Source organism: Pedobacter sp. AC379, from assembly GCF_979258145.1.
The window spans coordinates 4,570,806-4,584,670 of record NZ_OZ409839.1; the positions used below are offsets into that span (position 1 = coordinate 4,570,806).

A 13,865-nucleotide genomic window follows, 5' to 3' on the forward strand; every position below is an offset into this window, starting at 1 on the left:
TCAGGCCATTTCTGGCAGCTCAGCTTCCAATCTGATTTTACTTAAGGGATACCTTGAAGCGTAATAATCTTTAACTGACATACAAAAACGAAGATACCAATCTTGCTTTTGCATATTTTCTAAAAGCTGCGCACAGGCCAAAACATCCGCATCAGCCTGATTAATGGCATGGGCAACAAAATTAACCACATCCCAAATGCCATCTACCATTAAAAACCTAAAGGCAGAGAGGATTGCAGACCATTGCACTTTTTTAGCCTGCAACAAAAAGAACCGCGAAACAGGACTACACAATCGTTTAAAAGCCATATAATCTTCTTCTGCCCCCTCGAGGTTTAAAAGGCCATCGCTGTAAGGGAGGTTTGCAATTCCGGCGGCAATTTTATCGCGACCATGAAAATACACGCTACCTGCACAAATGGAAGAAATTGATATTAACGCTAAATGATCGTAAATTTCGGGATGCATTTTTAATGTGCCGTTGCGTACAAATACCAGTCCGCCTTTTTTAGCATTACCTTGTTGATTATTCATAGCAGATAAACTTAAAAGCTCAAATTCACCGGCAAAATTGAGTGCAGTTACAAACTGTGCCGCAGCCATAAAAGTACCACGATCAATAGGTTTGTTATTTAAAACAGGTTCCTGAATTGAAAAAATAGAAAGTTGCAAAAATATTAGTCTGTTTGGTTCCGGCCGAATGTATCGACAAGAGCAAAAATAAAAATCCAATCCAGAAAACAACTACAGGAAGTAGCATCAAGACTGATTAAGTCGGTAATTGACTAGAAATGAGAAAGAAATTTTTTCAACTTTTTTATTTAGTAAATTAGATTTGCGTTGCGAACAATTAAAAGCAAATTACTGTGCAAAAAAAAAGCAGGACTAAATCCTGCTCAAAATCTTTTTAGGGAAGAATTAAACAACTCTTACTTTCACTGCATTAAGGCCTTTTTTGCCTTCTTGAACTTCGTATTCAACTGTATCATTCTCTCTGATTTCATCAATCAGGCCTGATGCATGCACAAAAATCTCAGATCCGCTGTCTTCTTTAATAAAGCCAAAGCCTTTTTCTGAGTTAAAAAATTTTACTGTTCCGTTTTTCATTATACTGGATGTTTTTAAATTAAAAATCAAAAATAGGATTAAAACCCAAAAACCAAAATTACTGGCAAACAAAATTGAAGTTTATGCACAAAATATTTACAACTGTAAAGATTGTTTGCCATTTTACCGTATGAGTACGGTTAAAAAGTTAGATAGATTTTCTCTGGGTGATTGAAGAATACCAATTGATGGGATGTGATCTTAAATTCATACCGTCACTTTCAATATGATACAAAATGATCGGCATACTGAAATCTACAAAACGTTCTACCTGCCTTGAAAGTTTACCAAGAAAATCGATACTCGAAATGCCTTCTTTTAAATGAACGTAGATTACATTGCCTGTTTTAAACTCAAAGCGCTCTACAACTCCGGGCCACTCTGCTTTAATTTTGCTGAGGAAAGCTTTGATTTTGGTTTCTTCTTTTAGATTTTCCATAAGCTTATCAGTATTTTTAATGTATGCTAATTTAACCAATTATAATGAATAAGGTTAATTGTAACAGTAGATATACAATTATTTAACATTACATATTATATCACACTGCAGTCATTTAGAGCGAAGCACAGCGCAGCCGATAAATCTTTTAAAGTGCTCAAGATCAAACTCAATAATGTTTAAAATCACAATCAAAGATTTCTCCGCTACGGTCGAAATGACGATTTATTTTATGGCAACCGTCATTTCGAGCGAAGCATAGCGCAGCCGAGAAATTTTTTAAAGTGCTTAAGATCACACTCAATAATGTTTAAAATCACAATCAAAGATTTCTCCGCTACGGTCGAAATGACGATTTATTTTATGGCAACCGTCATTTCGAGCGAAGCATAGCGCAGCCGAGAAATTTTTTAAAGTGCTTAAGATCTTACTCAATAATGTTTAAAATCACAATCAAAGATTTCTCCGCTACGGTCGAAATGACGATTTATTTTATGGCAACCGTCATTTCCAGCGAAGCACAGCGCAGCCGAGAAATCTTTCCAATCAAAAGAAAAGCCCAATCAGATAACCAATCACTACTTCACAGCAACAATTTCTACACCACCATCCTGCAACCCCTTACCTTTAACTTTCAACTGTATTGCACCAGCTTTTTTATCCGATTGTACTAAAACAACCAATTTGCCGCTGAACAACTTCATGGTTGGTTTTACGAAAGACTCTAAAGAAGTGGCATCGCCATTACAAACTGCTTTAAATTTGCCTGCTCCTTTTACTTCTAAATTTAAAGCATTGGTTGCGGTAGGACAAGGATTTCCGTTTTTATCTACCACAGATACAGTTACAAAAGAAAGGTCTTTTCCATCTGCACTAATCTGTTTTCGATCAGCTGTAAGTACTATTTTAGCTGGTTTGCCTGCGGTATTAATTTTTTCTTCGGCTACAGGCTTCCCATTACTATCTAACGCCACCACTTTTAATGTGCCAGGCTCGTACTTAACGTCCTTCCACATTAACCGGTAACGGTTTTGTGGTGTTGATTTATCCTTTTTACGTATACCTAAACTTTTACCATTTAAAAAAAGTTCGGCACTATCGTAACTGGTGTATACAAATACAGGTGTGGTTTGCCCTTCTCTGCCCTCCCAGTTCCAATGTGGAAGTAAATGCAAGGTAGGTGCTGTTTTGTTCCAACGGCTCCGGTACAAATAATAACGGTCTTTAGGTAAGCCAGCAAGATCAGAAATTCCGAAATAAGAACTTCTTGATGGCCAGCTGCTATCGTAAGGAGTTGGTTCGCCAAGGTAATCGAAACCTGTCCATACGAACTCCCCTATTACCCAGGGCTTATCATCCTGCATTACAAAATCATCGTCGGGCACGTTAGACCAGCTGCAATATTCGAGATCATAAGATGAGGACTGAAAATCAGGATACTGTTTATCAAATCCCTTAACTACCGGAAATTTATAAATCCCTCTCGAACTTACGGTTGATGCGGTTTCTGATCCAAGGATAAATCCCTGAGGAAATACCTTATTTGCTTCTTCGTAAAGGGGTACCCGATAATTTAAACCTGGGATATCCATTACAGCTCCAAAACCCGATTGCATGGTTGCTTTCACCTGGTCCATCCCTACGGTAACCGGGCGGGTAGGATCTTCGCGGTGGAAAATTCCCTGAAGCCATTTGGCCCGCTTAACCCCTTCTGCTCCAAACTGATCGGGAACTTCATTTCCTGAACTCCACATTACAATACATGCATGATTTTTATTGGCCTGCACCAGGTTTACAACATCTTTTTCGGCATCGGTGTTAAAATACAAATGATAACCATTTTCCACTTTTGCTTTTGCCCATTCATCAAAACTTTCTGCCAAAAACATAAAGCCCATTTCATCACAAAGCTCCAGTTGCTCGGGCGAAGGCATATTGTGCGAACTTCTGATGGCATCGCAACCCATTTCTTTTAAAATGGTTAACTGTCTCCTTAATGCAGCGGTGTTAATGGCAGCACCAAGCGGCCCTAAATCGTGGTGCAAACAAACGCCTTTAAATTTTCTCACTTTACCGTTAAGGCTGAAACCTATACCAGCACTAAAACTTATGCTTCTAATGCCAAACCTCGTTTTCACTACATCTTTTAATGTGTTTCCTTCATAAACACTCGATACTGAGGTATACAAATATGGCCTCTCCGGACTCCAGAGTTTAGGATTGCTGATTTCTATATTTTGATCAGTTTCATTTCCGAAGATGGATTTTGCTGTATCAAGTGCTACCTGTTTTCCTAAACTATCCAAAATCTGCGTTACCAAGCGAATCCCTTTTCCGGTCAGTTTGGTTTTAATATTTACTTTGGCAAATTCTTTCTTAACTATCGGGGTGGTAACGGTGATGCCCCATTGTTCGATACCTTTATCTTCTTTAATGATTACATGAACATTGCGGTATAAACCTGCCCCAGGGTACCAGCGTGACGATTTTGGCATATTCCTCAGGTGAATGGCCAAAATATTGTCATTCGCTTTTAAATCATTGGTGATATCAATATAAAAATAGTTGTAACCGTAATTCCATTGCCCAACCTGTTTGCCATTCAGGTATACGCGTGGCTCACTCATTGCTCCATCGATTTGAAGCAGTACTTGTTGATTTGGCTTAATTGCCGGCAGATTCAGTTTTTTTCTGTACCAACCTTCACCTATATAAGGTAAAGCACCGGTACGACCTGTTTTTTCACTGGCTTTATTTTCTCCGTTCTGAGTAATTGCAACCACCTGTTTATCTATTTCCTTATCAAATGGCCCGCTAATGGCCCAATCGTGCGGAACAGCAACTGTTTCCCAGCGTGTATCGTTAAAAGTAGATTCGGCAGCATTTGAAAAATTTCCTTTGGAGAATTTCCAGCCTTCATCTAACAGGATTTCTGTTCTTTGTGCAAAGGCATTTAAATGGAAAAGTACAGCAATAACAAGCGAGAAAAAGATTTTTTTCATTTAGAATATTTTGGATGATTGATTCGACAGGCAAGATAACTTCTTTTTAAACCATTACCACATCCAATGTTAATTACATGCTTTTCTACACTAAAATTTTTGCTTTTATTGCTTAAAATTTAGTCAAAAATGTGAAGTTTATTGCCAGCAGTATTTGTTTGTTTTGATTTTCAGAACAGCGCGTTAAAAGTAAAAAAGCCCTTCAATCCTGAGAGGGCTTTTTCATAGTCGTCTATCCCTATAAGTAGGAAGCTCAAAACTAAATAATGACTTTAATATTTTTTGGGTATGAATAAACTGAACAGAAAAAATTTTCTGTTTAATTCATCCTTAATTATCAGGTATTTAACGTTGTTCAAGGGCTGTTACTCTACTCCTTTTGCGTTCGTTGGCATTACATAAAGCGATTTCGAGGCCGTAATAAATAGTATATTTTTCTTTATTCCACCAAAACAAATGTTTCCACACCACTCCTCAGGCACATCAATATGTCCGATTTTTTCTCCGCTTGGTTTGTAAATGTTTACGCCTTTTCCTGTTATATAAATGTTTCCATTGCTATCTAAAGTCATCCCATCCGAATTTTGGTTAAGAATAAGCTGCCTGTCTGTTAGTTTAGCATCCGCATTAATGGTATAACGGTATGTTTTATTGGCGCTCATATCAGCAACGTATAAAAATTTACCATCTGGCGTACCTACAATTCCATTAGGCTTAATTACATCATCTGCAACTACAACCGCTTCTTTTTTGCCCTTTGGCAGGTAATACACTTTCTGTCCTTGTATTTCGGGCGATTTACGCGTCCAGTAATCACGCTGATAGTAAGGATCGGTAAAATAAATCCCTCCCTTGGCATCTAACCAGATATCGTTTGGTCCGTTTACTTTTTTGCCTTCATAATCGTTGAAGAGTACTTTAATTTTTTTGTTCTTATCGATAGACCAGATCTGGTTATTTTCATCAGCACAAACAATGAGGTTGCCTTTTTTATCAAAGTAGGTACCATTGGCCCTGCCCGATTTATCCATATATAGGCTCAGCTTGTTATCTGTACTATATTTCCAGATTTTATCGTTTGGCTGATCGGTAAAAAAAACATTTCCCTGTTTATCAACCGATGCACCTTCAGTAAATTTAAATTGTGATGAAATCAACTTTAAGCTATCTTGAACAAAAATGTTTTGATCGTTGCTTTGTGCAAAGGATGCTATACTTAAGGCAGAAAATGCCAGCGAAAATAAATACTTTTTCATTTGTGTTATTATTATTTGATTACACCCCACAGGTTTTCGAAACCTGCTAGATCTTTAAAGATATTAACTTACCCGCTTCCCTTTAAGTAACATATTTAATGCATCATTCAACGTACCTGCCTTCTGCACTTCTCCTTCATTTACAAAATAAATTTCGTCGGCATTTTCAATCGTATTTAAACGGTGTGCAATAATTACGAGGGTGGTTTCTTTCGGGAGTTTGTTTAAAATACTACCTAAAAGTTGTTCGGTTATGGTATCAATATTGGCTGTAGCCTCATCGAGGATTAATAATTCAGGATTTCGTAAAACTGCACGCATAAAGGCAAGCAACTGCTTCTGTCCTAAACTTATACTGTCTGAGCCAGAGGTGATCTGCGTATTTAATCCTTCATCAAATATCGCCAGGAGTGCATTCAGATTGGCTTCTTCAATTATTTTTTCCAATTCTGCATCACTAACATCTTTGTACTGACTGTTGCCATACAAAATATTTTCTTTTACAGTGCCCGTAAATAAAAATGGCTCCTGTAAAATAAAACCGATTTTCTGAGTTCGCTCCTGCGCTGAAAAAGAACGGATATCTTTCCCATTTAACAAAACAGTACCTTTTGTGGCATCGTACAAACGGGAAATTAAGGATGCTGTGGTTGTTTTGCCACCCCCGGTTGGCCCAATTAAAGCATAAGTTTTTCCTTTTTCGAACCTCAGGTTAATGTTATGGAGAATTTCTTTACTGTCATCATATGAGAAATGCACATTTTTAAATTCCAGCAAAGCATCAGAAGTTGTGGTTCCTTCACCTTGGATTTGTTTTAAGTCACTCTCTAATGATAAAATCTGCGAAATCCTGTCCCAACTTGCCATAGCCACCTGAAAACTGGTCCAAAGGGCGGCCAATTGCCTTAGTGGATTATAAAAATTGGTGGTATAAGCAATATAACTCACCAATAAACCCAGGGTAAAATTACCGGTAGATATGAGATGAATACCAAATAATAAGGTAATTAACTGTGCAACGCTCGACAGCAGGCCATAAACCGGCACAAAAATGTTATTGGCCAAACCTGCCCCAATGGCTGTTTTATAGTTTTCGGCATTGGCTTCGTCAAAACGTTTCCTAAAATAATCTCTGCGGTTAAAAGCAATAATTACTTTAAAATTGTTCAGACTTTCTTGTATTTCGGCACTCATGCCGCCAACGCTTTTTAGGTTTTTGGCATTTTTTCCTTTTACCCATGGCGATAAAACCACCGTGAAAAGCACAATAACCACAGCGGGCGATAATGTTGCCGCACCAAGTTCCAGATTAATCGAAAGCAAGAAAATACCGGCACCAATCATGGTTACAATACTGCCTATAAACTGCATTAACGATTGTGAGAAAAACTGATTGAGCTTATCGGTATCGTTATTTACCCTCGATATTAAATCTCCGGCTTTATTCTGATTGAAAAACGAAACCGGCAATTCTTGCAGTTTATTAAAAATGGCATTGCGCAAAGTATATAACATGCGCTGGCCAACCCCACCCATCAACCTGGTTTGGGTATACCCGGTAACCATGGCAATCATGTACATCACCAATAAAATGCCGCCAAAAATAAGCACACCATGAAATTGTTTGGTACGGATATAGGTATCAACCGTGTGCCCAACCAATAATGGCCCCAAAAGCAATAAACCTGAATTTACTAAAATGGCAATGAGTGCCAGCCAAAGATTTCTTCTTTCGGCAGAGATGAGTTTAAGCAAACTCTTTAGCGCCTTATAAGTAGATTGCTTTTCCTGCCCGGTGTTAAGCTGGTTAAGATTGTAGTTCATAATTGCTGGTGCTCTGTTGTGAATTGTAAATCTGAACATATTCAGGACTGCTTTTCAGTAATTCCTGATGAGTTCCTTCTGCAATGATTTCGCCCTGCATCAGCAAAATCACCTTGTCATAATGTTCAACAGAAGCTATTTTTTGGGTGATGGATAGTAAAGTTAAACCCGAATAATTTTGCTGGATGTTCTCCAAAATCCTTTTCTCGGTGTTGTTATCAACACGGGCGGTAAAATCATCAAGTAATAATATTTTTGGATTTACCGCCAATGCCCGGGCAAGCATAATGCGTTGTTTTTGTCCGCCTGAAAGACTGTTGCCCCGTTCAGAAACAATGGTATTCAACTGATCGGGCAAGGCATCAACAAAATCTTTAAGTTCGGCTGTGGCAATTGCTTTGGCCAGAGATTCATCTGTAACGGTATCGCTAAAAGCAATGTTTTCCCTGATGCTCATGTTAAACATAATGCTATCCTGAAATACAAAACCTACCTGCTGGTGGAAATTCTCCTGATTGTAATGTTTAATCTCTTCCCCATCATATAATACCGCACCAGAATCTGCATCAATCAAACCCGTTAAAATATACAGCAATTGGGTTTTCCCTGCAGCAGTTGGACCGATTATAGCTGTTTTTGAACCTGCCTTTGCAGAAAATGAAACAGCTTTCAGAACTGGTTTCTGCCCAAAACTTAAATTAATGTCTTTCGCCTCCACATCGCCATTTAGCTGGGTAGTAAGTGTACCGGGATGATTGATTTCTGCAGCATTTAGCACACTTTCTATCCTTTGGTAAGAGGCCGTAGCCTGCGCAATTACATTGCTCATAAACCCAATTACCAAAATGGGGAATATGATAAGGGTTAAGTAGCTGCTAAAGGCTGTAAACTCTCCTAGCGACATTGAATTTGTAATTACAAAATGGCCACCCAGTACCAGAATACATAAGCCCGATAAATTGGCTGTAAAAACAATTATCGGAATAAGTGCCGCAAACATGCGAAGGATGGAAATCCCTAAATCTCTTGCTTTGGCATTTGCATCTAAAAACTTATTGTATTCTAAAGCCTGTGAGTTAATTACGCGAATTAATGCCGAACCTAAAATACTTTCGCTAATTACTTTGTTAAGCCAATCGATAACTTCCCTGCTCTTTTTAAAAAGTACTTTTACCTTGCTTAACACATAGAAAAATGCACCGCCAATAATGGGTACAATTGCAATTACACAAAGTGCCAGTTTCCAGTTAATCATCAGCAGCAGGATACTGGCCCCAACAATGAGAAAAATAGATGAACAGATGGAAACAATTGCCTGCGAAACAAACATTTTTATCGAATCGGCATCTGCGGTAAGGTTGGTGAGCAGTTTAGACGGGTTTGCCTGAATGATGTAGGCATGGCTTTGTCGCGAAATCTGATCAGATAACCTGGTTCTTAAATCTCTGACCACACGTTCAGAAGCATAGGTTTGTACAATACTCTGTAAATAGGTAAAGATAAAAACCAATACAATGGCAAGTGAAAACTGGAAAAGTATTGTTTGAAGGTTGAATGTTTTGTTGGTATAAGAATCGATACCGCTTGCAATAATTTTCGGTAAAAGTAAATTGATACCGTTACTTAGTAATGCAAAGAGGATCAGCATAAAAATTAAGCCCCTGTAATTTCCAAGCAAACTGAAAATACTTGGCTTTTTGGCTCCTTTGGTTTTTTCCATATCAATGAAGATACCTTAAATTGTAGATTCCAAATTTAGCCGAAAGAAATGATTAAATTAGAAAATAATGAATTAGAGAATGATTGAATTTTGAGTGAGTGAATGTTTTAGGGGGATTTTAATTAAATCAATCTTCCTTAGATTCAATCATCCACTCATTCAATCATTCAATAATTCAATCATTTATACTATTTGCTTTCTTTCAAAACCATATCAATGGTAATCGCTGTAGCCACAATCGCAACCTTTTGATTACTTTCGGCATAACTGGGATCGATAGAAACATTGTATTTATCGGCCGTAGTGAAAACTTCTTTCAAAGCGCCAGCCCATTTTTTGTTTATTTTGCCCATCTCAGCACCTACATTATTGGTGATGCTAAAATTCCAGGCCTTCCAATCGCCAGATATTTTGGCAATCTCCTCACCCGATGTTGGACTCGAAATGGTAAAAGTGGGTTTAAAGAACTTAAATTTTTGTTTGATAATACCCACTTCAACACCAAGCGGATCGGTAACAATTATTTTCGACATCCAGAACGTCCAGCCTCTGGTAATGGTGGCCTGCAACTGGTCGTTGGTATCGGTAATTTCTAATTTAAAAGGCATCATACGCTTATCAATCAATAAGGTTAAAGCCTTTTGCCAGCCAGAAATACGCTGCTTAATAATCCCGATCTGAGCACCCTGATCGTTATACACTTTGTACTCGTTTGCAAACTTTAAGAAGTTTACTTTCTCATCAATAAAATACTCGTCGCTTAAAAAAAATGGAGGAATCTGCTTGTTCATATTGTAGATTAATATTAGATAAGCCGCTAAAATATATAATTTTTTTTTACTGTAAGTTCTAATAAGGCGTATTCGCAGCACAAGCGCTCATTTTAAACGGGATGGCAGCGATATCCCCGATTTTTCATCGAGGATTTAGCGAACAGCCCGCCTACATTTTCCGATGAAAGACTACAGTACCCTTCCAAATGATTTAAAATCAATTTTGCAAACAAACATTGCTACCTTTGCAACAAAAGCCATTGAAGAAAATGGTTAAACCCAAAACACATGATTGAAATAGGAAAATACAACGAGTTAAGGATTTTAAGCAAAACAGAAGCCGGATTAAACTTAACCGATGGCGATAAACTGGTCATCCTGCCTTACCAATACGTTCCGAATGGCGTAGAAATTGGCGATAATATTACCGTTTTTGTTTTTGTACAAAAAGATGGCCGCTTAACAGGAACAACACAAAAAGCTTATGCCGAAGTAGGCGATTTTGCCTTTTTGAAAGTAGTATCTGATGGTGATGAAGGCGTATTTATGGATCTTGGTATCGATAAAGATGTTTATGTTCCAGATCGCGAACAAAAAAGGCCGATGCAAAAAGGCTATAAATATGTGGTTTACCTATACTTAGATGAAAGTAACGACCGCTTGCTGGCTTCTTCTAAACTTTACGATTTTGTTGAAGAAGATGGTTTCGATTTTGAAGAAGGTGATGAGGTGAGCCTGTTAATTACCGAAGAAACCGATCTTGGTTTCAATGCAATCATCAACAATACTTATATCGGTTTGCTTTACAATAACGAGGTTTTCGATAATATCCAACCGGGCGAAATGCGTAAAGGATGGATTAAGAAAATCCGTGTGGAAGGTAAAATTGATTTAACATTACAACCAAGTGGGTATGGCCATATTCTCGATTCGAAAGAAATGATGTTGAGAGAGCTGAAAAAAAGTGGTGGCGTAATTGAATTGGGCGATAAAAGTTCTCCTGAAGATATTTATCACCGCTTCCAGATCAGCAAAAGTGCATTTAAAAAAACCATTGGTTCGTTATACAAAGAGCGCCTGATTGTACTTTCTGACGATTCGATCAGATTGATTACAGACGAGGAAGCAGAATAAGTTAGCCACAGATCAAAAGGATAAACACAGATGTTATAAATAATTTAGCCACGGAAACACAGATTAACACGGAATAGTTTTGCGTGATTTCCGCGCCTCCGTGGCCAATATATAAATCGTCATTTCGACTGAAGCAAAGCGGAATGGAGAAATCTTATTTTATCGGTTGGTGTCACACCGACCGAAAGGGGCATACTCACCTCCAAATTGGATAAATATAATACAGTAGATAGATAATGTTGGTCGGTGTGACACCAACCAATAAGCAAAATAATTCAGCCACGGAAATACAGATTAACACGGAATAGTTTTCCGTGTCTCCGTAGCAAAAAACCTAATTCAAATTAAACTTATCGCTCTGAATTTTCACCGCATTAGAAGCTGAAACAATTGCCACAATCATAATCCCGATTACGATAGCTAATATAACCTGCAAAGTAGAATAAACTTTTGTGCCTGAAACAAAAACTTCTGAATCTTTAATCAATTCTTTACCAACGTTAGATTGTATTTTAATAAGCGCAGAGAGTTTGGCCAGGGTTTGGTTAGCCGCATTTTTGCCCATCGATTCATAAATACCCTTACCTTCTATGCCAACTGCATTCAGTATGCCCGACTCTACTTTTTGCTGAAAAACCAAAGCCTTTTTAAGCTCATTCAAAAAGCTTTTCTCCTGCTTCACCAATAAAGTAAGCTCGTATTTTTTAATCACCGAATCTATTTTCCGGTTGTGTTTATTCATTTTTGCAATCCCGGTTGAAAGTTGAACAACTGTATCGCCCAACAAAATTCCCTGAAGAATCTCATTCTTATAATACAGGTTTTCGGCAATAAAATATAAATCAGTTGCCGGCACAAGTCTGTCATTGTACATCGAAATAAAAGACTCATTAATTTTTTCTAAACTCTTATCTTCCAAAAAGCGGATTAACAGGGTGCAACACATGATGCAAAAAAGTAGGAAAGCGATTTTCAGTTTGTTTTTAAGACTAAAGGCAAATTTCATCATATAGTTGGTTAGTATTAAAATTCTTCGTGCTTGCATGCCACTTAACCATCGCCCCGAATTCATATCATGGAGTGTTTGCAGGATAAATGCTGAATAAATTCAGCATGACGATAGCGATTAAAAGTAATCTTCCTGTGCCGTTTTTGCGAATAACTGTGGAGCAAAGTTGACTAAATATAACTCTTTTTTAGCACGGGTTACCGCCGTATACAACCAGCGAAGAAAATCAAGATCAATCATTTCTTCAGTAAGATACCCCTGATCGGCAAAAACAGCATCCCATTGCCCACCCTGAGCCTTATGGCAGGTAACCGCATAGGCAAACTTAATTTGCAGGGCATTATAAAAAGGATCTGCTTTAATGGCCAGCATCCGCTGCCGCTTGTTGGCAATATGCTCATAATCTTCATTAAGCCCATCAAAAAGCTTTTTATTTTGTTCGTATGGGAGGTTCGCACTCTCTAAATTAAGCGTATCTAACATTACTTTACAGCTGATCTGCCCTGCAGCTGGGAAATCCATAAATTCCAACGTAGCATCGGCAAAGCGGAAACCGTAACGCTCCTCCTCCCCCCTCACACGGATTACTTTTGCCATATCGCCATTGGCAATAAAAGCAGTATCTTCATTATCAGGCAGCCAGAAATAATTGTTCCGTACCACCATAATCTGATCGCCGCCTGTTAACTCTTCTTCACGGTACAGCAACCTAGCCCTAATTTGTTGGTTGTATACATTGGCCGATTTATTGGAACGGCAAACCACAAGGGTATTTTCCATACCAAATTTGCGGTATGCATATTCCAATCCTTCAACCAAACGAGCACCAGGCATGTTATAAATATCAGTATAACTTTTGGTGAGGAATTTAGGCAAGGGATTTTCCGGGTTTTTCGCAATCTGGTTACGAAGCATGGTTGCATTAGCCAAAATACCCGATTTTTTCCCTTGTCGCACCACTTCTTTTAACTCTACAGATGATACCGTTAATGCAAATTTATCTTTCAGGTATTGCTCGTTCAGTGCCGGACTATCTAAACTGCCCACCGGAGGCAATTGTGCGGTATCACCTACAAAAAGCAAAAAGCAATTTTTGGTGTTGTACACAAACTCGAGCAAATCTCTCAGTATCGAAGAACCCGTTTCATTAAACTCATCAGCAATCATAGATGCCTCATCAATAATAAACAGTGTATTTTCTGCAAGATTTGGTGCCAGCTGAAACTGCATTTCTGGCGATGCTGCCGAACGTTTACGGTAAATCCTTTTGTGTATGGTGAGCGCCTTCCGGTACGAATACTGGCTCATTACTTTAGCCGCCCTACCTGTTGGTGCCAAAAGTTCGCTACGCAGGTTAAATTGTTTCAAAACCTTAACCAAAGCCGCTACAGAAGTAGTTTTACCGGTACCAGCGTAACCTTTTAGTACAAAACAGCGGTATTCATCATCCTGTTGCAAAAACACCGACATCCGCTCACAAAAAAGCAACTGCTCCTTAGTGGGTGTGTGTTCGTATGCTGAAGCGATAAGCTGACTTTTATCGATTATCATCTTTTGTGGTTAATTTTTTAAACAGTTAATCGGTTAATTGTAGATTACAC

Annotated in this window: 11 protein-coding genes; 1 reads left to right on the plus strand and 10 read right to left on the minus strand. The window is 38.3% G+C overall.

All coding sequences use genetic code 11. From position 1 onward, the window contains the following. The 8 genes from ACZZZW_RS19945 to ACZZZW_RS19980 all read right to left on the minus strand — a co-directional run bounded on the left by ACZZZW_RS19945 (position 1) and on the right by ACZZZW_RS19980 (position 10,139). Positions 1-672 carry a hypothetical protein gene (locus tag ACZZZW_RS19945; protein ID WP_463496101.1) on the minus strand — a complete coding sequence of 224 codons (672 nt, stop codon included), beginning with the start codon at positions 670-672 and terminating at the stop codon, positions 1-3. Positions 673-918: 246 nt separating this feature from the next. Continuing rightward, positions 919-1,107, minus strand: coding sequence for a cold-shock protein (locus ACZZZW_RS19950; protein ID WP_055906587.1), 189 nt, complete (start codon positions 1,105-1,107; stop codon positions 919-921). A 148-nt stretch (positions 1,108-1,255) separates the two neighbouring features. Then, positions 1,256-1,546 carry a hypothetical protein gene (locus tag ACZZZW_RS19955; RefSeq protein WP_055906590.1) on the minus strand — a complete coding sequence of 97 codons (291 nt, stop codon included), beginning with the start codon at positions 1,544-1,546 and terminating at the stop codon, positions 1,256-1,258. Positions 1,547-2,124: 578 nt separating this feature from the next. Next, complete coding sequence (locus ACZZZW_RS19960) at positions 2,125-4,548, minus strand: DUF4982 domain-containing protein (RefSeq protein ID WP_055905718.1); 2,424 nt, start codon at positions 4,546-4,548, stop codon at positions 2,125-2,127. Positions 4,549-4,913: 365 nt separating this feature from the next. Then, positions 4,914-5,804 carry an SMP-30/gluconolactonase/LRE family protein gene (locus tag ACZZZW_RS19965; protein WP_463496104.1) on the minus strand — a complete coding sequence of 297 codons (891 nt, stop codon included), beginning with the start codon at positions 5,802-5,804 and terminating at the stop codon, positions 4,914-4,916. Between the two features lie 63 nt (positions 5,805-5,867). Further along, positions 5,868-7,628: an ABC transporter ATP-binding protein gene (locus tag ACZZZW_RS19970; RefSeq protein WP_463496106.1), complete on the minus strand. Its 1,761-nt coding sequence runs from the start codon at positions 7,626-7,628 to the stop codon at positions 5,868-5,870. Further along, positions 7,612-9,348 carry an ABC transporter ATP-binding protein gene (locus ACZZZW_RS19975; RefSeq protein WP_463496108.1) on the minus strand — a complete coding sequence of 579 codons (1,737 nt, stop codon included), beginning with the start codon at positions 9,346-9,348 and terminating at the stop codon, positions 7,612-7,614. The genes ACZZZW_RS19970 and ACZZZW_RS19975 overlap by 17 nt, the downstream gene beginning before the upstream one ends. 188 nt (positions 9,349-9,536) lie before the next feature. Then, positions 9,537-10,139, minus strand: coding sequence for an LURP-one-related/scramblase family protein (locus ACZZZW_RS19980; protein ID WP_055905729.1), 603 nt, complete (start codon positions 10,137-10,139; stop codon positions 9,537-9,539). A 270-nt stretch (positions 10,140-10,409) separates the two neighbouring features. On the opposite strand from ACZZZW_RS19980, the gene ACZZZW_RS19985 reads away from it, so the two are divergent. Next, on the plus strand, positions 10,410-11,255 hold the full coding sequence (locus ACZZZW_RS19985; protein ID WP_055905733.1) for a CvfB family protein: 846 nt from the start codon (positions 10,410-10,412) through the stop codon (positions 11,253-11,255). Positions 11,256-11,589: 334 nt separating this feature from the next. On the opposite strand, the gene ACZZZW_RS19990 is transcribed toward ACZZZW_RS19985, so the two are convergent. After that, on the minus strand, positions 11,590-12,300 hold the full coding sequence (locus ACZZZW_RS19990; RefSeq protein WP_463496111.1) for an MCP four helix bundle domain-containing protein: 711 nt from the start codon (positions 12,298-12,300) through the stop codon (positions 11,590-11,592). An 81-nt stretch (positions 12,301-12,381) separates the two neighbouring features. Continuing rightward, positions 12,382-13,815: an ATP-dependent DNA helicase gene (locus ACZZZW_RS19995; protein WP_055905739.1), complete on the minus strand. Its 1,434-nt coding sequence runs from the start codon at positions 13,813-13,815 to the stop codon at positions 12,382-12,384. Between the last annotated feature and the right edge of the window lie 50 nt (positions 13,816-13,865).